The sequence below is a fragment of the Pseudoalteromonas sp. SS15 genome (genome assembly GCF_049257195.1).
Lineage (GTDB): Bacteria > Pseudomonadota > Gammaproteobacteria > Enterobacterales > Alteromonadaceae > Pseudoalteromonas.
This window is the reverse complement of record NZ_JBMMUD010000011.1, coordinates 93,132-113,403: the sequence shown is the minus strand read 5'-3', so window position 1 is coordinate 113,403 and position 20,272 is coordinate 93,132. Positions and strand designations below refer to the sequence as shown.

Here is a 20,272-nt window from a genome sequence, read left to right as displayed (position 1 = left end):
TTGACTATGAAGTCACTCAGTTACATTTGAGACTCTAAATTTTTTGCTCCTGAATCAAGAGCTGTTAGAACTCAACCTGTACGAGTGCCCACACAGATGATTGCTTCATATTTTTAAAGAACAGTGTAACTAACCTTGGTTAGTTACCGCAGCCTTGCTGCGAAGTGGAGCGCCATAATAACGACTTCACTTTTTATGTCAACACTTAATTTTAATCTTTTTCGTAAAGAAAGTTTTTAAGATTAAGTTTTATTTGACTCGACATCGTTTTGATTTGCTTTTCAGCGTCTCGCCCCGTGTCAGTGGGGTCGCATTATAGGGAGAGCAGAAAATTACGCAAGCCCTTTTTTAAAGAAAAATGCAAAAAACTGACTGTTCGCGTGCATTTTAAACGAAACGCCTGTTTTTGATACTTTAACGCTGTAATTTTGGTCACTTTTGAGTATTAACTGCTATTTTTAAGCCATGGTAAATTGCTCGCTTTGACTCTACACTAATTACAAAGCATAAATAACATCTCAATAAAACTCGGGGCTCTGCACAAATGATAAGAAGTTATAAAGGGATCTATCCTAAATTAGAAAAATCCGTCTATGTTGATGAATCAGCCGTTTTAGTCGGTGATATCACTATTGGTGAAGATAGTAGCGTCTGGCCTCTAGTTGCAGCACGAGGAGATGTTAACTATATACAGATCGGTGAACGCACTAATATACAAGATGGTAGCGTACTTCATTTAACGCGAATGAGTGCTAACAACCCTGATGGTTACCCACTTATTATTGGTGATGATGTAACAGTTGGTCATAAAGTAATGCTACATGGCTGTAAGCTTGGTAACCGTATATTAGTGGGTATGGGTGCTATCGTGATGGACAATGCGATTGTCGAAGATGATGTCATCATCGGTGGCGGTGCATTAGTACCACCTAATAAGAAACTTGAATCAGGCTATTTATATGTAGGTAGCCCGGTGAAACAAGCTCGTCCGTTAACTGATTCAGAGTTAGCCTTCTTGAAAATATCAGCGCTCAATTATGTTGAGTTAAAAGATGATTACTTAGCAGAGTCAGACTCGGCTAAGTAATACTTCCCCTTCTGCTGAGTAGCTTTCTTCTTCGATAAGCGCCTCAGCTTGCATTTCATAATCAAATTGATGCTCTGCAAAGTGGGCAAGTGCTGTTACCTCTTCTCCTTCAAATGCAACACAGCAACGAATGATTAAACCAGAATTCATCGCAGTAAACTCTATTCTTTGCTGAGTCGCATTAAAACTCGCATCATCATTAAATAAGATTGCCTGATTCATATTAGCCCTTAGCAAATGTATTTATTACTGGTGTTAATTCGGGCATATCATCTTGCCAAAGATAATATGCTTCTGCAGCCTGCCCTATTAGCATACCAATACCATCTACTAACTTGGTATTGGTATTAATAGACGCCACCCATTTCAAGAAGCTAGTTTGCTCATTGCTATAAAACATATCGTAAGCAAGCCGACATTGCGTAAAAACAGTCTCCGATATATTTGGAAGTTCTCCAGTCACACTCGATGATGTCGAGTTAATCACCACTTGATAAGTCGACTCAGTTACCTCGTCTAAGCCAACCCCTCTCACATGACCATGACTAGAAAACTGCTCAGCCAATAACTCAGCTTTCTCTTTGGTGCGATTCGCAATGGTGATGTTTTTCACTCCAGCTTGTAATAAAGGATAAATACACCCTCTTGCTGCACCACCCGCACCTATAAGCAAAACAGATGCGCCATCTAGTTTGCATTCATTACGAATTAAGTCAGCCACTAACCCAGCGCCATCGGTGTTATCGCCAAGTAATCGACCATCATCTAACTTCTTAATGGTATTCACAGCTCCCGCTAGCTGTGCCCTTTCTGTAAGTTCATCCACCAGCTCAAATGCACGCTCTTTAAAAGGCAAGGTGACATTGGCTCCCTCGCCCGCTTTATTTGTGAAAAAGTCTTGTGTGAATGCTTCGAATTCATCTAATGGCGCCAGCAAAGCTTGATAATCTATTTGCGTTGAAAACTGCTCTGCAAATTGCCTATGGATTTGTGGCGATTTAGAATGTTTTATCGGATTACCAAATACCGCGAATTTACCCATTAAATAAGCCCAGTGAATAGTTTATGAAGCAGCTAATTAAACGCATCTTCAACAAAGATGCAAGTAAAGAACAAGAGAGTAATATGCACGAGACCCCTACAGTGGAAAAATCACCTTATGAAATTTTAGGTGGGGAAGCAGGTGTTAAAGCCTTAGCAGATCGCTTTTACGATGTAATGGCAGAAGAAGAATACGCGAAACCGCTATATGACATGCACCCACAGCCTTTAGACCGAATACGCTTAGTCTTTTTCGAATTTCTATCTGGTTGGTTAGGAGGCCCTGACCTATTTGTTGAGAAATACGGGCACCCTATGTTGCGAAAACGCCATATGCCTTTTTCGATAGATAAAGACTTAAGAGATCAGTGGATGTTTTGCATGAATAAAGCACTCGAAATCGAGGTGGATAATCCGTTACTAAGAGTGGGACTAAGAAAATCTTTCGAGCAATTAGCTACACACATGATAAATAAGGACTAAACTATTAATCAATTGTTAAATTAGCTGTGGCTCATTTGCGCTGAATCAAGCCCCTTATCTCTAAAAGCTGCATAATGGAATAACATATGAGTGAGATTGAATGATTACTGTGAAATCGATACAACATAAAATTTATGCACTTTTAGCGATAACGGGCGTACTTGTACTCATTGCCAGTATTTGGAGTAGCTCAGATCAGCAACAAAAACTTGCTCAAGAGACCGTTGCTGAGAATATCAAGTTATTAGCTGATAACTATTTTGATTCTATTAATACCATGATGCTGACAGGCACTATGGCCAACCGCGAAATACTCAGTGAAAAACTGCGTGCTCACCCTAGCATCGAAGACGCCCATATCATTCGTAGCGAACAAATCAATAAACTTTATGGACCAGGTAATTCAAATCAGGCGCCTTCAAGTGATCCTGAAAGGGCTGCTTTAAAAGGCAAAGAAACCTTAGTCATTGAACAACGTGATGACAAGCGCGTTATGACTTACCTGCGGCCAATGATCGCCAGTAGTGACTATAAAGGTACAAACTGCTTAGGTTGCCACATGGCCAAAGAAGGCGATGTATTAGGGGTTGTTCGCATCAGCTATTCACTGGAAGACATAGATAGCACGGTAACCAGCAATACTTGGTTAAGCACAGGGTTATTGTCGGCCATTTTTATCTCAGCCTTTGTCATTTTAGGCGTGCTATTTAGAAAACTATTTATTGTGCGTCTAAAAACCCTTGGCCGAACCATGCGCCTTGCTACACAGAATAAAGATTTAAGTCTGCGTATTGATGATGATATTGACGATGAGCTCGGTCGATTAGCGACGAACTTCAATAAAATGATGACCGCATTTAAAGAGAATATGGCGCAAGTCTCCCACTCTTCTCATGTGCTTATTCGCTCGGCAGAGAGTATTTACAACTCAGCAGATACCACAGAGCAAGCTATTTTGGCGCAAAAGCAAGGCACAGATTCAGTTGCCGCTGCGATTAATGAATTAGAGAGTTCATCAAGTGAAGTTAAGAACACCACACATTTTGCCTCAGAGAAGTCAGATTCAAGTAATCATCTAGCTGAAGAAAGTATGGCCGTTGCTGAGCACACCGAAGCCAGTATTAATCAACTTGCGCAAGATGTTCGCCAAGCCGCAGAGCAAGTGAGTCAATTACAAAACCAAACCCTTGAAGTGGGTAAAGTACTTGAAGTGATCAGTAGCATTGCCGAGCAAACTAACCTGCTAGCACTTAACGCAGCAATCGAAGCGGCACGAGCTGGTGAAGCGGGTCGAGGCTTTGCAGTGGTTGCCGATGAAGTAAGAACGCTGGCAACTCGTACTCATGACTCTACAGATGAAATAAAGCGCACCATTGAAAAGCTGCAAAGCGAAGCAGCGCAAACCGTTCAGGCGATGAGTGCATCTTGTGAAGAAGCAGACGATAGAGCCTTGCAAGTGAAAAAAGTCGCACAGGCACTAAAAGATATTTCTAATCAGATGCATGAGATTAATGACTTAAATGTACAGATCGCCGATGCCACAGAACAGCAAAACTTAGCGGCAGAAGAAATTAATCACAGTGTCATTGGTATTCGTGATAACGCGGAAGAATCTTTAAAAGATGCGCACCGCAGTAAACAAGTCAGTGAAGAACTCCTGACATTAGCGCGCTCTTTGGATGAGCAAGTTCGCAGCTTTAAAGTCGATTAATAAAACCTTCTTTATACAAAAACGGCGCTCAATTGAGCGCCGTTTTTTATGGTCTGCTATTCAAGCTCTGAAGTTAAAGACTTAACCAGTCTCTTGGCTTTAAGTAAGATTCATATAAGTCAGCTTCTAATGAGTCGGCTTCAGGTGTGAAGTCATATTCCCAGCGTGCTAATGGTGGCATCGACATTAAAATTGACTCTGTACGACCTCCTGTTTGTAAGCCAAACAAGGTACCACGGTCCCACACTAGATTAAATTCAACATAGCGACCACGACGATAAAGCTGGAATTGACGCTGCGCATCATTAGTTGGCGTATCTTTACGTTTTTCAATGATTGGTAAGTAAGCATCTAAGAACCCATTCCCCACCGCTTGCATGAAGTCGAAGCTCTTCTCAAACCCCCACTCATTGAGATCATCAAAGAATAGACCACCTACGCCACGGGTTTCACCACGGTGTTTTAAATAAAAATATTCGTCACACCACTTTTTATAGTCGTCATAAACAGTATCACCAAACGGATCACACAAGTCTTTTGCGACTTGGTGCCAGTGTTTAACGTCTTCTAATACAGGATAGAAAGGTGTTAAATCGAAACCACCGCCAAACCACCAAATAGGTGCTTCGCCTTCTTTTTCGGCAATGAAGAAGCGTACGTTGGCATGACTCGTTGGAATATGTGGGTTTTTAGGGTGAATAACCAAAGACACACCACAGGCATGGAAACTGCGACCTGCTAACTCCGGGCGATGTGCAGTTGCCGAAGCAGGCATTGACGCACCGTATACATGTGAGAAGTTAACACCGCCCTGCTCGATTACGTCACCATCGCGAATAACACGTGTACGACCACCGCCGCCTTCCGCTCTTTCCCACGCATCTTCAACAAATTTCGCTTTACCATCAGCTTGCTCTAAGCCTGCACAAATTGTGTCTTGTAATTGTAATAAGAAGGCTTTGACTGTTTCTAAATTTACTTTTGACATGCTTACTCTCTAATTAGCTGTGTGGTAAAGGCATCTTTAATTTGACTTGGTTTGGTTTCACCACCAAGTGCTCCTTCAACATAAAAGTCGATTTGATCGTTAAATACCGCTTTTACTTCGTCTAGTGTCGCTTCTGGTTGTTGCCCTGCAATGTTTGCACTGGTCGACACCAGCGGCTTACCAAACTGTTGGCAAAGTTGCTTCACCACAGGGTGAGCACTAACGCGCACCGCGATTGTCGAATGAGCACCGGTTAACCATTTAGGGGTTGAAGCCTTAGCTGGCAGAGTCCAAGTAATGGCTGCCGGCCACGAAGAAAAAATCTCAGCGCGTTTATCCATTGGAATTTTGCTTTCATCAACATAAGGTAAAAGCTGAGCAAAGTTATCGGCAATTAAAATTAGCCCTTTCTCTTCCGCTCTTTGCTTTAACGCCAAAATACGCTGCACGGCACTGTGATTATCAGGATCACAGCCAAGACCATAGACTGCTTCTGTTGGATAACAAATTACACCACCAGCACGCAATACCGCTTCAGGCGTATCCTTGCTGGTTTGTTGTTCATGGCTCACTATGATTTCTCTACTTTATGTTGGCAGGATTTCTGCGGGCATTGTAGCACAGCTTTATCGCCACGAGATTTCTCAACCATCACCCCCCAACCACATTGTGGGCAGGTTTCATCGACGGGGTGTTGATTCAAACTGTACTTACAACTTGGGTAGGCATCACATGAGTAAAATTGTTTACCGAATTTATTGTTACGAACAACGAGCTTACCCTTTTTGCACTTAGGGCAGTTTGGTAAGCCTTCTTCTTCGGGTTCGTCTTCATGCACAATAAAATGGCAGGCAGGGTATCCGGTGCACCCAATAAACATACCGTAGCGACCGTTACGAATAACTAATGGTTCACCGCACTCAGGGCAAGGAGAATCGTCGAGTACTTTGATGTCGTGATTATCATGCTGGGCGAGAGAGCGAATATAGTCACACGCAGGGTAACTGGCACAACCCAAAAATGGCCCATTTTTGCTGTGCTTCATCACCAGCTCAGAGCCACATTTAGGACAAATTTCATATTCCTTTTCTAATGCATGTTTATCAGCATTAAATAAAGAATGATCAATCTTACTCATACATGCCACCCACTTAGCTCGGTTTGAATTGCGCCTAATATAACCGTGCTAAAGTTAGGGTCAAGTATTGTGCATCAATAAAAGTACGTCTAGTGCAAGTACTCCGTGGGCTCATCGAAGATCAGATCTTCCATTTGCGCATAGGCTTGCTCTTTACCTGGCACATTAAAGAGCACCATTAGTATCACCCACTTTAAATCATCTAGACTGATCTCAGCCTTTTCAAGGGCCATTAATCGGTCGATGACCATTTCACGTGTAGTGCTATCAATCACACCAACTTGCTCAACAAACATTAAAAAGCCACGGCTTTCAACATCCAGAAGTTGGCACTCTTCTTCGGTATAAATACGAATGGCTTTATCGGCCGTCGCATTTAAGTAAGGAATTTCATCGCTATGTTGTAAATCTGCTAATTGCTCCAGCCAATCCAAGGCTTTGTAAATCTCATCTTGATTAAAACCAGCACGTAATAGCTCGTCAGTTAATTCGTTTTGTTCAACAAAAATATCCGATTCAGAATGGATATAGTTCTCAAATAAGTACATTAAAATATCAAACATCATTAACCCCTCGCTAATTTTATGTAGCCTTCCGCAGTGCGGGCGACTTTATCTTCGAGTTCGAGATCCAGCAGTCGTGCTAATACTTCCTCTACTGGCCATTGAGTCCTATGGGTTATGACGTCGACACTGGCCGCTTCAAAACCAAGACTCTTCAATACTGGGCAATTCTCCTTACTATCTTCTATTGGGGCATTTTCTGCCCTTTCTATATTATATAGACCGTTATTTGGCAAAAAGCTCACATCTTCTAAAATATCGGCCACGCTTTCTACTAACTTTGCACCTTGTTTTATCAAGTGATGACACCCAGCTGCCAGCGGATTTCTGATAGAACCGGGTATCGCAAATACTTCTCTATTTTGCTCAAGCGCATACTTGGCTGTGACTAAAGAGCCGCTTTTTATTTCTGCTTCTACAATTAATGTACCTAGCGACACCCCCGAAATAATCCTGTTTCGCCTTGGAAAATGGTGTTGATTTGCCACCGTACCCGGTAAAAACTCACTGATAACCAGCCCTTGCTCAGCCAGTTGCTGATATAAATAGTTATGTCGTTTTGGATAGACCACATCGACACCTGTGCCTAACACTGCAACGGTATTACCGTTACCTGCGAGCGCCCCTTTATGTGCCGCGCCATCGATGCCCATAGCCATGCCTGAGGTGACCGTTATGCCTGAACGCGTTAATTGATAGGCGAACTCGGAGGCACACTCCAACCCAGGCGGTGTTGCGTTACGACTTCCCACAATGGCAATTTGCGGCTCATTCAGTAATGTAATATTACCTTTGCAGAAAAGTATTAAAGGCGCATGACAGGTTTGCTTAAGTAATTTTGGATAAGCTTCATGCTCGGCATGAATAATTTGAATATTTTGTTGTTCACAAAATTTCTGGAGCTGCTCTATACGCCTTAAATCAGGATTGGCTATTTGCTCTGCGATGGTGGGCTTAATGCCGAGCGCTGTGAGTTCATCAGAAGGTAAGTCAAATAACTTAACAAGATCTATTTTGCTTTCTATGGCTGAGAGCGTTGCACTGCCCAGCCCTTTTGTTAAATACAGTATCAGTCCTTGTAACTGCGAAAGTGTTGCCATACTCCCTCCTTAGAGTATCTTGTCATGTATAAGCTTTCGCTTAATTGGCGCTAATGGTATCTCCCACTCTGATTGGTTGTTGAGAGCGAGTCACCATCGCATAGCTAATATTATCGTAAACTTTAAATACCATCAGCTCACCGACTTTTTCTTTTGGCATGGTCCACACAACACTGTCTTCGTCGTTTTCAGTACCAAACATTTCTCTAAAGCCAGTGATAAACTTTTCTAGCTTGTTGGCGTCTTCAACGTAACGTGGGCCATGTTCGCCTTCAATAACTGTAGGTGACTGCTTGTTAATATCAAGGATATGACCTTCTTTAAGGTTGTCGTCACGGCCACGATTCAATACCACAATGGCAGTAGAACCAAATTCACGCATTTGGTTGTCGCTTGAAATAATCGAGCCATCGATGGCTTCGGTAGGACGCGTCATATTAAATTGCGCCGAAAAGCTTTGATCTACATTAATCGGCATCAGTACATCATTGGTTTTGATTTCTTGACGAACCGTTTCAATCTCGACTTTTGCCGGATGGCCCGCTTCAATATCACCACCGAATAATACTCGAGCTGTGCCCACTAAACGCGACTCATACGCTAAGGTTTCACCATTCTCAGGATCTATGTAGGCCTCACCACGACGGTAAATACCATAGTTTGCAGATGGATTAAGATTACCCTTTACATACAACAACTGACCTTGAGTATTACGCAGTACGTTGCGGTTTGAACCCAATACAATCGGCTTGCCATCTAGGTCATCAGCACCAATAGCTTGGTCGAAGCGCAAAAACGGCTCTATCATGGCTAGAGGTAGTGTCGGAATAGCGGTGTTTTTTTGCACCACAACACGTGTACGAGGAGAAAGTTTCTTTACCCCTTTCTTTAACACTAAACGTGGATTACCTTGGGCATCATATTGCAGGGCAAGAACATCGCCGGGATAGATTAAATCAGGGTCGTCAATTTGCGGATTCCATTGCCACAATTCTGGCCAACGCCAAGGCGTGTTTAGATACATGGTCGAAATGTCCCACAAGGTGTCGCCTTTTTTCACCACATACTGTTGTGGTGCATCGGCTTTCAACTTTAAAACATCAGCCATGGCCGAAAATTGAGCGCCAACAGAGAGCATTAACGCAGCAATAGAATATTTCATCAAAGCTTCCTTGAGTTATTTTTCGATATTATCAACCAAAACCTGTAAAAGGGAAACGTGAATGGCTAAAATGAAAGCATACACGAATGCATATATAGCTCAATAGTAAAAGGTAACCATGGCTAAGTTAGAAGTATTAAGATTCCCAGATGAGCGTTTACGCACAGTTGCAGAGCCTGTGGCTGAAGTAAACGACGAGATCCGTCAAATCGTTAAAGATATGCTTGAAACCATGTACGACGAAAATGGCATTGGTTTAGCAGCTACTCAAGTTGATATTCACAAACGTATTGTGGTGATCGACGTATCAGAAGAAGGCAATGAGCCGCTGGTATTAATCAACCCAGAGATCATCGCGAAAGACGGCTCTACTATCAGTGAAGAAGGCTGCTTATCTGTGCCTCAGTCATACGCAAAAGTTGACCGCGCAGAGCAAGTCACAGTAAAAGCGTTAAATGAAAACGGTGAAGAATATACCTATGAAGCAGATGGCCTACTGGCGATTTGTACTCAGCACGAACTTGATCACCTAATGGGTAAATTATTTATTGATTACCTATCGCCACTTAAGCGCCAGCGTATTCGCAAAAAACTTGAAAAAGAAGCGCGTTTAGCGACTCGTTCTTAATTTAACCTGACAACATTGGAATATTCTGTGACTCAACCATTACGTATTGTTTTCGCTGGTACGCCTGATTTTGCTGCGCGCCACCTTCAAGCACTTATCGATTCAGAGCACCAAGTTGTTGGTGTGTATAGTCAACCAGACCGCCCTGCGGGTCGCGGTAAAAAACTCAAAGCCAGCGAGGTAAAAACCTTAGCGCTTGAGCATGATTTACCCGTTTACCAGCCTGAATCATTCAAAAGTGAAGAAGCACAGCAAGAGTTAGCCAGCCTAAACGCCGATGTAATGGTTGTTGTTGCTTACGGCTTATTGTTACCTAAAGTGGTGTTAGACACACCTCGCCTTGGTTGCGTTAACGTGCATGGCTCTATTCTGCCACGCTGGCGTGGTGCTGCGCCAATTCAGCGTGCACTGTGGGCGGGTGATGCCGAAACAGGCGTGACCATTATGCAAATGGATGAAGGCTTAGATACCGGCGATATGCTGCATATTGCAACTTGCCCGATTACCGCAGAAGACACCAGCGCGAGCCTTTATACCAAGCTTGCCGAGCTTGGGCCACCAGCACTCATTGAAACGCTAAACAGCATGGCTGCAGGCACTGCGGTTGCAGAGCCTCAAGATGATAACCTTGCTAACTATGCCAAGAAGCTCAGCAAAGAAGAAGCTGACATTGACTGGCAAATGGATGCTGAACAACTAGAGCGTAACATACGTGCATTTAATCCTTGGCCAGTGTGTTTTACCCAAATGCAAGAAAACACAGTGAAGATTTGGCAAGCTGATGTTGTTGAACAAAGTGGCGAGGCAGGCACTGTATTGCATGCAGACAAACAAGGTATCGTGATCGCATGTGGTGAAAATGCCCTTCGTATCACGCAACTGCAGCCGCAAGGTAAAAAACCTATGTCTGCACAGGACTTCTTAAACGGTCGTGCTGAGTGGGTTGCTGCTGGTAATAAGGTAGGTCAATAATGACCAATGTGCGCGCCCTTGCGGCGCAAACCCTATTTCAGGTTGTCGATAAAGGCCAATCGCTTAATACACAGCTTCCGCTTGCTGCAAAAAACTTATCGCCAAAAGACAAAGCACTATTACAACAAATTTGTTATGGCGTTTTACGCTACTTACCAAGTTTAGAAAATTACTGCCAACAACTATTAGAAAAGCCGCTTAAAGGTAAAAACCGCGTTTTCCAATTTTTACTTTATGTGGGTATTTATCAGTTACAGCATATGCGTGTGCCTGAGCATGCGGCAGTCGCAGAAACTGTGAATGCGTTAATGCAAATGCGCGCCGGTGGTCTAAAAGGTTTGGTCAATGCAGTACTTCGTAACTTCCAACGCCAGCAAGAGACCTTAGAAGAAAGCAGCCAAGGTAATGATGTTTTAACATTTAACCACCCGGGCTGGTTTATTAAAGCAGTTAAAGAAGCTTACCCTGAGCAATGGCAAGACATTCTTGAACAAAACCAATTACAAGCGCCTATGTGGCTGCGTGTTAACCAGCACATGGGTAGCACAGCAGAATACTTAGAGGCACTTGATGAAGCGGGTATTCGCGCCGAGCACTACCCAGAATATCAAGACGCCATCATCTTAGATAAAGCCTGTGATGTGGCCAAGCTACCTGGGTTTAAACAAGGTGCAAGTTCGGTGCAAGATGCTGCAGCCCAGCTCGCTGCACGTTTACTTGAGCCACAAGATAACGAACGTATATTAGATGCGTGTGCGGCGCCTGGTGGTAAAACCTGCCATATTTTAGAGCTTGCCAAGGCAAACGTTGACGCATTAGATGCCGACAGTGACCGCTTACTTCGCGTTGAGCAAAATCTTGATCGTATTGGCCTTGAAGCAAATTGTATTCATGCCGATGCGAGTCAGCCAGATACCTGGTGGGACGGTCAGCAATACGATCGCATCTTGCTCGATGTGCCCTGTTCAGCGACGGGTGTAATTCGTCGCCACCCTGACATTAAATGGCTTCGAAGAAAAACTGACATTGACGATCTTGCCGAGCAGCAAGGCCAGATCCTGAAAAACATTTGGCCACTGTTAAAGTCTGGTGGTACGTTACTGTATGCAACTTGCTCAGTACTACCAAAAGAAAACAAACAGCAAGTCGCACAGTTTTTAGCTGACAATAGCGACGCCATTCACCAGCCTCTTCATGAGAGTGACACACCTGAAGCACCCGGCTTACAGTTGTTACCTGGTTTAACCGATGGCTTTTATTACGCAAAAATAATTAAAAAGTAATTAATCACACTATGAAGATCATCATTTTAGGCGCCGGACAAGTTGGCGGCACCCTAGCAGAAAACCTTGTGGGTGAACAAAACGAAATCACCGTTGTTGATATCGACGGTGATCGTTTACGAGAGCTTCAAGATAAATATGACTTGCAAGGGGTTGCGGGTCACAGCGCACACCCTGATGTTCTTCGCCAAGCGGGTGCCGAAGATGCCGATATGATCATCGCGGTGACCAGTTCGGATGAAGTTAACATGGTTGCTTGTCAGGTCGCCTACAGTATCTTCAATACACCAACAAAAATTGCTCGGATCCGCTCTGAGCAATATTTGAAGTATCGTGAGAAGTTATTCCATAACGACGACTTACCCGTAGACCACTACATTGCGCCAGAGCAGTTGGTGACCAAATACATTCGTCGCTTGATTGATTACCCCGGCGCATTGCAAGTACTACAGTTTGGTGATGGCATGCTGTCACTGGTTGCTGTAAAAGCGTATTACGGTGGTCTGCTAGTGGGCTATGCGCTGTCAGCACTGAAAGAGCATATTCCAAACGTTGATACACGCGTTGCGGCGATTTACCGCCAAGGTAAAGCCATTAAGCCTCTGGGTACCACGGTCATTGAAGCTGATGATGAAATCTTCTTCCTTGCCGCAACCAAACACATTCGTGCGGTAATGAATGAGCTGCAAAAGCTGGAGCAATCTTATAAAAAGATCATGATTGCCGGTGGGGGTAATATCGGTGCGGGTCTTGCGCGCTCGCTTGAGAAAAACCACAGCGTGAAACTGATCGAACGTAATCAAGCACGCGCCACTGAGCTTTCAGAAATGCTCGACAATACCGTGGTGTTCTGTGGTGACGCTTCAGATCAAGAACTGCTTTCTGAAGAGCATATTGAACAAGTTGACGTGTTCATCGCGGTGACCAATGATGATGAAGCCAATATTATGGCTGCCATGTTGGCAAAACGTATGGGCGCACAGAAAACCATGGTACTGATCCAACGTGGTGCTTATGTTGATTTGGTCCAAGGTGGTGAGATTGATATTGCTATCTCGCCTCAACAAGCAACCATATCTGCACTACTCACCCATGTTCGTCGTGGAGATATCGTCAACGTATATTCATTACGTAAAGGGGCAGCAGAGGCCATAGAAGCGGTTGCACACGGTGATGAAAATACTTCAAAAGTAGTGGGCCGTGCCATCAGCGATATTAAGCTACCTGTCGGTACAACCATTGGTGCCATTGTGCGTAACGATGAGGTGCTGATTGCCCATGATGACACTGTGATTATGTCTGGCGACCATGTCATCATGTTCTTAATCGATAAAAAGCAAATTGGTGTAGTCGAAAAGCTATTCCAAGTAAGCGCGCTATTCGTATAGATTCAGCCTATGACGCTATTCTTTTTGATCGGCTTGTAACACTGACAAGTCGATCAAATACTCTTTCATGATGGCTTCCATAAAAGTCTGATCGTTCTTCAATTTTATTCCTAGCATGACCAGACCTTCTTTTTGTTTCACTCGGCAAATCTCACCATTGAGTTTAAATTGCTGGTTTTGTTTACCCTCAAGTAGAATTTCACAGTCTTGCTCTTTTAAATCCGTATTAGGACAAACATCATCACTGTGTAAATCAAACTGAAGACCCGACAAAGAAATATCCTTTATCACGCCAACCTCTGAGTGGTCACTGGTATTAAATACTGCTGGGATTAAAGTCGGAATACGGACTTGCTCACGGAGCTGATAACTTTGTACGACACGGGGAAGAAATAAAAAGATAAGCTTAGTTGGGTGAGTTGTAACGGCTTTAATCATACTTTTAAAAGCTATGATTTGCCCATCACCTTGTTCGAGTACAGCGCGCACTACGACGTATGTGCCCTCTTTGACATAATCAAGTGCAGCACCTAAACGCTGTGCAGATGGACAATTCAGAATGATATATTGCCCAGACATATAACCGACAAATTCCGTTTTTAAGCGTTTTGAGCCTGCCGGCATGATCACTTCAATATCTACCGTACTCCCTGTAGGCAGCTGAGAAATGATAGATACATCTACACTGGTTTGCGACTTTAACATCTTTGACCTTTACAACTTGCAGTCAGTACAAGTGTCCCTTTTATTTTTGTTATTCCTGTTTATATCGGCCGTCTACCGAAGACTTTAATCTGCTGACCTAAATTTTTCGTTAAGCCTTAAGACTAGCTTAACCACGCCAAAATGTCGGCGTAAATAGCACCAGTAGGGTGAATATTTCTAAACGACCAAATACCATGGCTAATGTTAAGATCCATTTAGCTGAGTCGGTAATGTCGCCATAATGCGCAGCCACGTCGCCTAGCCCCGGACCTAAGTTATTTAAACACGCAGCAGTCGCTGAAAACGCGGTGATGTTGTCCATACCCGTGCCTAACAAGGCAATCATGATGATCACGAACACTAGAGCATAAGCGGAGAAAAAGCCCCATACTGCTTCAACGACTTTGTCTGGCAGCGCTTTGCGGCCTAATTTAATAGAGTAAATTGCACGAGGGTGAACCAAACGATTTAGCTCTCGCACACCTTGAAGATACAGTAAGAACACGCGTACCACCTTCATGCCACCACCAGTCGAGCCCGCACAGCCACCAATAAAGCTTGAGAAGATAAGTAAGATAGGTAAAAACAGAGGCCAAGCCGAAAAATTATCTGTCGCAAAGCCTGCGGTCGTACTGATAGAAACCGCTTGGAACAAAGCCTGATCTAGAGTTTCATCACCGTTTGTATAAACCTGATTTGACGATAAAACAGCAAAGCAAATCACCACCAAAGCTAATTGAATGAATAAGAAAACTTTAAGTTCAGGATCTCTAAAATACACTCTAAAATTACGGTTAGCCACTGCTGCATAATGAAGCGAAAAGTTCACAGCAGCGATGATCAAAAACACCACACAAATGAGGTTAATCAAAGGACTATCGAAGTAACCCATAGACGCGTCATAGGTTGAGAAGCCACCAATCGCAATCGTTGAGAAGGCGTGACAAATCGCATCAAAGAAATTCATCCCCGCTAACCAATACGCCAAAGTACAGGCCGCCGTTAACGCTACATAGATATACCAAAGGTGCTTGGCGGTATCGGCTATGCGCGGTGTCATTTTTGAATCTTTAACTGGCCCCGGTGTTTCAGCGCGATATAACTGCATGCCACCGACACCTAGCATAGGCAGGACCGCAACCGCTAATACGATGATCCCCATACCGCCAAACCACTGTAATTGCTGACGGTAAAACAATACCGACTTAGGCAAGGTTTCAATGCCCGTTAAAACGGTTGCACCGGTTGTGGTTAAGCCTGAAAACGCTTCAAATACAGAATCTGCTAAGGAGAGGTTCGGTGTTTGCAAAAAGATAAGCGGTAAGGATGCGAACGACCCCAGTACCAACCAAAATAACACCACAATCAAGAAGCCTTCTCGGGCTTTCAAATCTCCTTTTTGATGGCGGTTAGGATAATACGCCAACATACCCATAATAATACTGAACACAAACGCCAGTACAAATGGTACACCCCCACCATCTTTATAAATCAGCGAAACCAGTGCAGGCGGCACCATTGTGATACTAAATAAGGCCACCAGCTGGCCAAGAATTTTTATTATGGTACGAAATTGCATGCTGCGTTACGCTTCAAAAATAAGAATGACTGAGTGTTATTACTTGATTGTCTTACTCTTTACAGACTAACTCAACCACTCCATGGGTTAAATCAAAAATTTCTTGCTGTGCTTGTTCAACTTGTCGACTATCAATGCTGACTTGCCAATTCACCGCTGAGTCATAGCTTTTATCCAGCTGCAAAATAGTGAAATGGGTATTTAGATACTGCTCAATAACTCCCTGCAATGCATAATCCGATCGCCCTATCAGCTCAGTTGCAGGCACTTTCAATGTGGTTTTTAGTACCTCAAGGGCATTGTTCAGCGTGCCACCATAAGCACGCACTAAACCGCCCGTGCCCAGCTTAATGCCGCCAAAGTAACGGGTTGTTACTGCGGTTATTTCACCAAGTCCAGAGCCAATAAGCACATTCAACATAGGTTTGCCCGCAGTGCCATTGGGTTCGCCATCATCCGAGAAACCATAAACATGGCTGCCCCCGGGCTCCCCTGCCACATGTGCCCAACAATTATGCCTGGCATCTGGGTAGTCATCGTTGATCTTCTGAATAAAGGCTTTCGCAGACTCAATGGTTGGCGTATGCGCAATATGCACTAAAAAAGTGCTCTTCTTAATTTCTTCGTGATGACTGATGGATTCGCTCGGAATATAGAATTCTGACATAAAGTTGGGGTACCAGTATTTATACCAATCCTCAATAATACTTAATCATTTTGAGGGATAAAAGCTGCCGCTAACCGCGTTAAAAATTTCTCATTTAGAATAACTAAATAGCAAAATTTTCGCCTTGCCTACATGGATGTAGGTACCTCGGCGATAGCAGGACGCGTGAGCGGCGTTATCGACAAACTTTCCTTGCCTCAAAATAGATCACTTAATTAAGAGGATTGGTATTAGATTCTTTAATAAAAAACGGGAAGCAACTGCTTCCCGTTAGTGTAACGAATTTCGTTTCAATGCGTCGACTTAATTAGTCTAAGTCTAAATCACGCGTCATATTCTCTAGACGATCTTCATGCACTATGATGTTGTCTTCGATACGAATACCACCATATGGCTTGAATGCGTCAACCTTTTCCCAATTAATGTATTGGTTGTTATCCGTCTTCGCTAAATCACCGAGTAGTGAATCGATGAAGTATAAACCAGGCTCGATAGTGAACACTTGGTTTGCTTCAATCTTGCGTGTGCAACGTAAGAAAGGATGGCCTTCAGGTGGCGCTTGGTGCGTACCCGCTTCATCTGCCATGAAGCCACCCATGTCATGCACTTGCAGACCTAAATGGTGACCTAAACCATGTGGGAAGAATGTTGAAGTAATGCCTTTAGCCACAATGTCATCCGCCGCAAGATTAACAATCTTAAAATCAGCCAAGGTTTGTGCAATACGCTTATGGCACTCTATGTGTAAGTCACCATAAAGTTTGCCCGGCTGTAAACCTTTGCCTAATTCAATTTGGTGATCGTTCAGAACTTTAATCAGCTCTGCAAACTCACCTTTTCTTTCAAAATCATACGTACGGGTAATATCAGACGCATAACCGTTAAAGTTTGCGCCTGCATCAATTAAGAAAGATAAATGCTTAGCAGGGGCTTTACGATCAAAATGTGTGTAGTGCAAGATTGCACAGTTTTCATTAAGCGCCACAATGTTGCCGTATGGCGTATCATTTTCCATGTGCTGCGTGGCGTTTAGGTAAGCTTGTTGAATCGCAAACTCAGACCCGCCCGCATAAAACGTATCACGTGCAGCTTTATGACCTAATACAGCTAAACGGTTTGCTTCACGTAAACAAGTTAATTCATATTGCGTTTTGTAAGCACGATGGAAGTGCAAGTAGTTCATTACCGGCTCAGGGTTTACATTGGTGAAACCCAATGCCTGTGCCACTTCTAAGTACTCACCAATGTAAGCAAACTTTTCTTTATCGTATGGCAGATACTTTTCTACCTGATCAGGCTGTAATAATAACTGGATATCAAAATATTCAGCCCAGAAGTCACTCGGCTCATCAGGCACTTTATGCCAGAAATCGACCGGACGATAAAAAATGAGTTTAGGCTTATCTTCGCCGTTTACCACAATCCAACAATGTGGATTATCGATCACAGGTAACCAAGCTTTAAACTGAGGGTTCACCTTAAACGGATAATACATGTCATCTAAAAACTGGCGCTTTGCTTGTCCAGAGTGGATCACTAAGCCATCTAAGCTCTCTCGCTCAGTAATGGTTTTGGTGCGCTGCTGCAATGTTGCAATATGCTCAGCGTATAAATGTGCTAATTGTTCCATGGTGTACCCATTTCGTTTAGTTTTTCATTTTGCCAGTCTAGCATAAGGCCAGAAATGCAATCCAGCCAACACGCTGGATTGCCTGCTTCGCTTACTTTTCTATTTTCATATCCAAGATTGGGGCCAATATATTGCCCTCTCGACCCAACTTGGTGTGATAAACCTGACGATATGCCATCACGTTTTTCACATAATTTCGGGTTTCTTTAAATGGTATGAGCTCTATCCAAAGTTCAGCTGGCATGCCTTGCTCGGGTAACCAGCGCTTAATTCGATGATAACCCGCGTTATAAGAAGCTGTAGCTAAAATCTCATTGCCACCATTCTTTTTCTTTAAATACTCCAAGTAATCAGTACCTAAACGAATATTGGTGGCCGGTTTATAAAGTTGACGCTTAGAGACCTTTTGCTTGCTAACGTATCGAGCCGTACTCGGTAATAATTGCATTAAGCCATGGGCGTTAGCATGAGACACGGCGTCTGGTGCAAACGAGCTCTCTCTACGTGAAATAGCAATGCTCCACGCCACATCAACATGATTACGCTTACTGTAACGCGTGAATAATTCCTCAAAGGCCATAGGGAATCGTAAATCAACATAATCCCATGCTTTTATTTGAGCTAACGTACGAATAGCACTGTCGTACCAATCTAAGTCAGCAGCCAGTACCGATGCGGCTAATTTTTCAGCTGTGCTTGAGGTATTGGTTAAATAGTTCCACTCTCTTCGAGCATCGGTATAACGATCTAATTCATATAATGCTTTGGCCCTTAAGAAGCCCGGTGCTTGCGATACTTTATCTACAATGGGCATAGGTACATCGAGCGTTTTACTATTTAATGACACCGGCATATTCAAACGCGCCGCAGCTAAAAAGCCATAATAATCACGTTTTAATGCCAGAGGCTGCCATAACTGTTGTGCTTTTTCAGGCTCTCCACGCTGATTGTAACTATAAGCAAGCCAGTATTGCTGGCCATTACTTAAGTTCTTCATCCCCGTAAATAAAGCCACGATCCCCGCCCAGTCTTGCTCTTTCAGCATATTGGCCATCATCCACTGGCGCAGCTTAGTATCTTGCAACTCGTCAGGTACTTTGTTTAACCAAAAGCGCGCATCATCATGCCCTTTTGATGCCAACGCCAATGCAAAGCGATACGCTACTGCATCTTTTTGCGCTTGGCTGAATGTAAACATACCTTGCAACTTATCCCATGCTCTTAGCGCAAGCTTTTGATCTCGCCAAATAAGACGCTTCACACCATAAACCGCGATTTCAGCCTCTTTACTTGAGCGCTTCTTATACCGATATAAGCCTGCAGAGGCACTTGGGTCACGCCTTACTGCTTTATATAAATCAGCTAAGTAAGCTTCTTTTTTAGGGAGCAACGTTTTTAAATAAGACAACAGCGCAACTTGCCCGCCCTGTGCCGCTTTAGTGATACGCTGCCACACTAAGTCTTGTGTTAGTCGCCCGTCTTTGCGCCATATTCTAAACAACTTATCGCACGCTTTAGGCTGAGATTTGCCAACCGTCCAAAGTGCATCGACTTGGTCAAGCAACTGTGCTTTCGGTGCGCCTAAATCAATTTGATACTGTAAATAGCGACAGTGTAATTCAGCATTGCTGGTGGGCTGGTAATACTCAACAAAGAGCGCTTTTTTTCCACGGCGCTGCAAATACTCTAACCAGCTCTTGCGCACCGGCCACTCTAACGGCGTGTTATCGTAGACACTTAAATAGTGACTAATGTCTTGCTGATATTTAAGGCGAGGGTAACGTTTATAAAACGCCAGCTCGGCATACGGTTTAAGCGGGTGATCTAAGTCGTTGATCGCCGCTTTAAACGCTTTATAGTTACCTGAACGTGCAACTTTTTCTGCATCTTTAAATGCTTGATGATCATTGCTCGCAGAAGAAAACCAGCTAAATGCGCCAAGGCTGGTAGCGGCAATGGTCATGATCCAAGATTTCATAATGACCTTTACACTTTAAATTTTAAATTAATGAATGAGATAAGTATTAATGCATTCATCTTGCCTAAGCTTGGCTATCTCTAAGATGAATAAATGTACTCAAGGGCATTGGTTCTACGCACACATAACACACCAATAAAAAACACACACTAAGTTTGCACATCAACGG

General features: G+C 43.5%; 20 protein-coding genes. 7 read left to right on the top strand and 13 right to left on the bottom strand.

Annotated elements, in window-relative coordinates:
- Positions 1 to 544: 544 nt before the first annotated feature.
- The gene (locus tag AAEU28_RS19155; protein ID WP_421965527.1) at positions 545 to 1,087 is read left to right on the top strand and encodes a gamma carbonic anhydrase family protein; all 543 of its coding nucleotides are present in this window, start codon (positions 545 to 547) and stop codon (positions 1,085 to 1,087) included.
- Here the strand turns inward: AAEU28_RS19155 and AAEU28_RS19150 are convergent.
- Together AAEU28_RS19150 and aroE are read right to left on the bottom strand one after the other, a co-directional pair.
- Positions 1,070 to 1,309: a DUF1488 family protein gene (locus AAEU28_RS19150; RefSeq protein WP_404392476.1), complete on the bottom strand. Its 240-nt coding sequence runs from the start codon at positions 1,307 to 1,309 to the stop codon at positions 1,070 to 1,072. The genes AAEU28_RS19155 and AAEU28_RS19150 overlap by 18 nt on opposite strands.
- Position 1,310: 1 nt before the next feature.
- Positions 1,311 to 2,129, bottom strand: a complete 819-nt coding sequence (aroE, locus tag AAEU28_RS19145; RefSeq protein WP_421965526.1) for a shikimate dehydrogenase — start codon at positions 2,127 to 2,129, stop codon at positions 1,311 to 1,313.
- 23 nt (positions 2,130 to 2,152) lie between these two features.
- Here aroE and AAEU28_RS19140 point away from each other — a divergent pair, with 23 nt between their 5' ends.
- Together AAEU28_RS19140 and AAEU28_RS19135 are read left to right on the top strand one after the other, a co-directional pair.
- Entirely contained in the window at positions 2,153 to 2,611 is a 459-nt protein-coding gene (locus AAEU28_RS19140) for a group II truncated hemoglobin (protein ID WP_058028310.1), read from the top strand.
- Positions 2,612 to 2,711: 100 nt separating this feature from the next.
- Positions 2,712 to 4,322, top strand: a complete 1,611-nt coding sequence (locus tag AAEU28_RS19135; RefSeq protein ID WP_421965525.1) for a methyl-accepting chemotaxis protein — start codon at positions 2,712 to 2,714, stop codon at positions 4,320 to 4,322.
- A 73-nt stretch (positions 4,323 to 4,395) separates the two neighbouring features.
- Here AAEU28_RS19135 and hemF read toward each other — a convergent pair whose 3' ends face one another.
- From hemF to AAEU28_RS19105, 6 genes are all read right to left on the bottom strand, one after another.
- Entirely contained in the window at positions 4,396 to 5,310 is a 915-nt protein-coding gene (gene hemF, locus AAEU28_RS19130) for an oxygen-dependent coproporphyrinogen oxidase (protein WP_421965524.1), read from the bottom strand.
- Between the two features lie 2 nt (positions 5,311 to 5,312).
- On the bottom strand, positions 5,313 to 5,882 hold the full coding sequence (locus AAEU28_RS19125) for an L-threonylcarbamoyladenylate synthase (protein WP_421965523.1): 570 nt from the start codon (positions 5,880 to 5,882) through the stop codon (positions 5,313 to 5,315).
- The gene (locus AAEU28_RS19120) at positions 5,882 to 6,448 is read right to left on the bottom strand and encodes a topoisomerase DNA-binding C4 zinc finger domain-containing protein (RefSeq protein WP_421965522.1); all 567 of its coding nucleotides are present in this window, start codon (positions 6,446 to 6,448) and stop codon (positions 5,882 to 5,884) included. The genes AAEU28_RS19125 and AAEU28_RS19120 overlap by 1 nt, the downstream gene beginning before the upstream one ends.
- 89 nt (positions 6,449 to 6,537) lie before the next feature.
- On the bottom strand, positions 6,538 to 7,011 hold the full coding sequence (locus AAEU28_RS19115; RefSeq protein WP_058028302.1) for a DUF494 family protein: 474 nt from the start codon (positions 7,009 to 7,011) through the stop codon (positions 6,538 to 6,540).
- A 2-nt stretch (positions 7,012 to 7,013) separates the two neighbouring features.
- A complete protein-coding gene (gene dprA, locus AAEU28_RS19110) occupies positions 7,014 to 8,111 on the bottom strand; it encodes a DNA-processing protein DprA (RefSeq protein WP_421965521.1) in 1,098 nt (365 codons plus the stop codon).
- Positions 8,112 to 8,151: 40 nt separating this feature from the next.
- A complete protein-coding gene (locus AAEU28_RS19105; RefSeq protein ID WP_421965520.1) occupies positions 8,152 to 9,273 on the bottom strand; it encodes a LysM peptidoglycan-binding domain-containing protein in 1,122 nt (373 codons plus the stop codon).
- Between the two features lie 118 nt (positions 9,274 to 9,391).
- On the opposite strand from AAEU28_RS19105, the gene def reads away from it, so the two are divergent.
- The 4 genes from def to trkA are packed head-to-tail and all read left to right on the top strand — an operon-like array spanning position 9,392 to position 13,544.
- Positions 9,392 to 9,901 carry a peptide deformylase gene (def, locus tag AAEU28_RS19100; RefSeq protein WP_421965519.1) on the top strand — a complete coding sequence of 170 codons (510 nt, stop codon included), beginning with the start codon at positions 9,392 to 9,394 and terminating at the stop codon, positions 9,899 to 9,901.
- 27 nt (positions 9,902 to 9,928) lie between these two features.
- Positions 9,929 to 10,873, top strand: a complete 945-nt coding sequence (gene fmt, locus AAEU28_RS19095; RefSeq protein WP_421965518.1) for a methionyl-tRNA formyltransferase — start codon at positions 9,929 to 9,931, stop codon at positions 10,871 to 10,873.
- Complete coding sequence (rsmB, locus tag AAEU28_RS19090) at positions 10,873 to 12,156, top strand: 16S rRNA (cytosine(967)-C(5))-methyltransferase RsmB (protein WP_421965517.1); 1,284 nt, start codon at positions 10,873 to 10,875, stop codon at positions 12,154 to 12,156. Before fmt ends, rsmB begins: the two co-directional genes overlap by 1 nt.
- A gap of 11 nt (positions 12,157 to 12,167) precedes the next feature.
- The gene (gene trkA, locus AAEU28_RS19085; RefSeq protein WP_058028293.1) at positions 12,168 to 13,544 is read left to right on the top strand and encodes a Trk system potassium transporter TrkA; all 1,377 of its coding nucleotides are present in this window, start codon (positions 12,168 to 12,170) and stop codon (positions 13,542 to 13,544) included.
- 15 nt (positions 13,545 to 13,559) lie between these two features.
- Here trkA and AAEU28_RS19080 read toward each other — a convergent pair whose 3' ends face one another.
- The 5 genes from AAEU28_RS19080 to AAEU28_RS19060 all read right to left on the bottom strand — a co-directional run bounded on the left by AAEU28_RS19080 (position 13,560) and on the right by AAEU28_RS19060 (position 20,103).
- Positions 13,560 to 14,249, bottom strand: coding sequence for a flagellar brake domain-containing protein (locus AAEU28_RS19080; protein ID WP_421965516.1), 690 nt, complete (start codon positions 14,247 to 14,249; stop codon positions 13,560 to 13,562).
- A 127-nt stretch (positions 14,250 to 14,376) separates the two neighbouring features.
- Positions 14,377 to 15,828 carry a TrkH family potassium uptake protein gene (locus AAEU28_RS19075; RefSeq protein ID WP_421965515.1) on the bottom strand — a complete coding sequence of 484 codons (1,452 nt, stop codon included), beginning with the start codon at positions 15,826 to 15,828 and terminating at the stop codon, positions 14,377 to 14,379.
- Between the two features lie 52 nt (positions 15,829 to 15,880).
- Complete coding sequence (locus tag AAEU28_RS19070) at positions 15,881 to 16,495, bottom strand: YigZ family protein (protein WP_421965514.1); 615 nt, start codon at positions 16,493 to 16,495, stop codon at positions 15,881 to 15,883.
- Positions 16,496 to 16,802: 307 nt separating this feature from the next.
- The gene (pepQ, locus tag AAEU28_RS19065; RefSeq protein ID WP_421965513.1) at positions 16,803 to 18,125 is read right to left on the bottom strand and encodes a Xaa-Pro dipeptidase; all 1,323 of its coding nucleotides are present in this window, start codon (positions 18,123 to 18,125) and stop codon (positions 16,803 to 16,805) included.
- A gap of 91 nt (positions 18,126 to 18,216) precedes the next feature.
- Positions 18,217 to 20,103 (bottom strand): transglycosylase SLT domain-containing protein, encoded by a 1,887-nt coding sequence (locus tag AAEU28_RS19060; RefSeq protein ID WP_421965512.1) that lies wholly within the window; start codon positions 20,101 to 20,103, stop codon positions 18,217 to 18,219.
- Between the last annotated feature and the right edge of the window lie 169 nt (positions 20,104 to 20,272).

Excerpts from the sequence above, each read along its gene's own strand:
- AAEU28_RS19155 (WP_421965527.1), top strand. The coding sequence starts at position 545 with ATGATAAGAAGTTATAAAGGGATCTATCCTAAATTAGAAAAATCCGTC.
- AAEU28_RS19150 (WP_404392476.1), bottom strand. The coding sequence starts at position 1,309 with ATGAATCAGGCAATCTTATTTAATGATGATGCGAGTTTTAATGCGACT.
- aroE (WP_421965526.1), bottom strand. The coding sequence starts at position 2,129 with ATGGGTAAATTCGCGGTATTTGGTAATCCGATAAAACATTCTAAATCG.
- AAEU28_RS19140 (WP_058028310.1), top strand. The coding sequence starts at position 2,153 with ATGAAGCAGCTAATTAAACGCATCTTCAACAAAGATGCAAGTAAAGAA.
- AAEU28_RS19135 (WP_421965525.1), top strand. The coding sequence starts at position 2,712 with ATGATTACTGTGAAATCGATACAACATAAAATTTATGCACTTTTAGCG.
- hemF (WP_421965524.1), bottom strand. The coding sequence starts at position 5,310 with ATGTCAAAAGTAAATTTAGAAACAGTCAAAGCCTTCTTATTACAATTA.
- AAEU28_RS19120 (WP_421965522.1), bottom strand. The coding sequence starts at position 6,448 with ATGAGTAAGATTGATCATTCTTTATTTAATGCTGATAAACATGCATTA.
- AAEU28_RS19115 (WP_058028302.1), bottom strand. The coding sequence starts at position 7,011 with ATGTTTGATATTTTAATGTACTTATTTGAGAACTATATCCATTCTGAA.
- dprA (WP_421965521.1), bottom strand. The coding sequence starts at position 8,111 with ATGGCAACACTTTCGCAGTTACAAGGACTGATACTGTATTTAACAAAA.
- AAEU28_RS19105 (WP_421965520.1), bottom strand. The coding sequence starts at position 9,273 with ATGAAATATTCTATTGCTGCGTTAATGCTCTCTGTTGGCGCTCAATTT.
- def (WP_421965519.1), top strand. The coding sequence starts at position 9,392 with ATGGCTAAGTTAGAAGTATTAAGATTCCCAGATGAGCGTTTACGCACA.
- rsmB (WP_421965517.1), top strand. The coding sequence starts at position 10,873 with ATGACCAATGTGCGCGCCCTTGCGGCGCAAACCCTATTTCAGGTTGTC.
- trkA (WP_058028293.1), top strand. The coding sequence starts at position 12,168 with ATGAAGATCATCATTTTAGGCGCCGGACAAGTTGGCGGCACCCTAGCA.
- AAEU28_RS19080 (WP_421965516.1), bottom strand. The coding sequence starts at position 14,249 with ATGTTAAAGTCGCAAACCAGTGTAGATGTATCTATCATTTCTCAGCTG.
- AAEU28_RS19075 (WP_421965515.1), bottom strand. The coding sequence starts at position 15,828 with ATGCAATTTCGTACCATAATAAAAATTCTTGGCCAGCTGGTGGCCTTA.
- AAEU28_RS19070 (WP_421965514.1), bottom strand. The coding sequence starts at position 16,495 with ATGTCAGAATTCTATATTCCGAGCGAATCCATCAGTCATCACGAAGAA.
- pepQ (WP_421965513.1), bottom strand. The coding sequence starts at position 18,125 with ATGGAACAATTAGCACATTTATACGCTGAGCATATTGCAACATTGCAG.
- AAEU28_RS19060 (WP_421965512.1), bottom strand. The coding sequence starts at position 20,103 with ATGAAATCTTGGATCATGACCATTGCCGCTACCAGCCTTGGCGCATTT.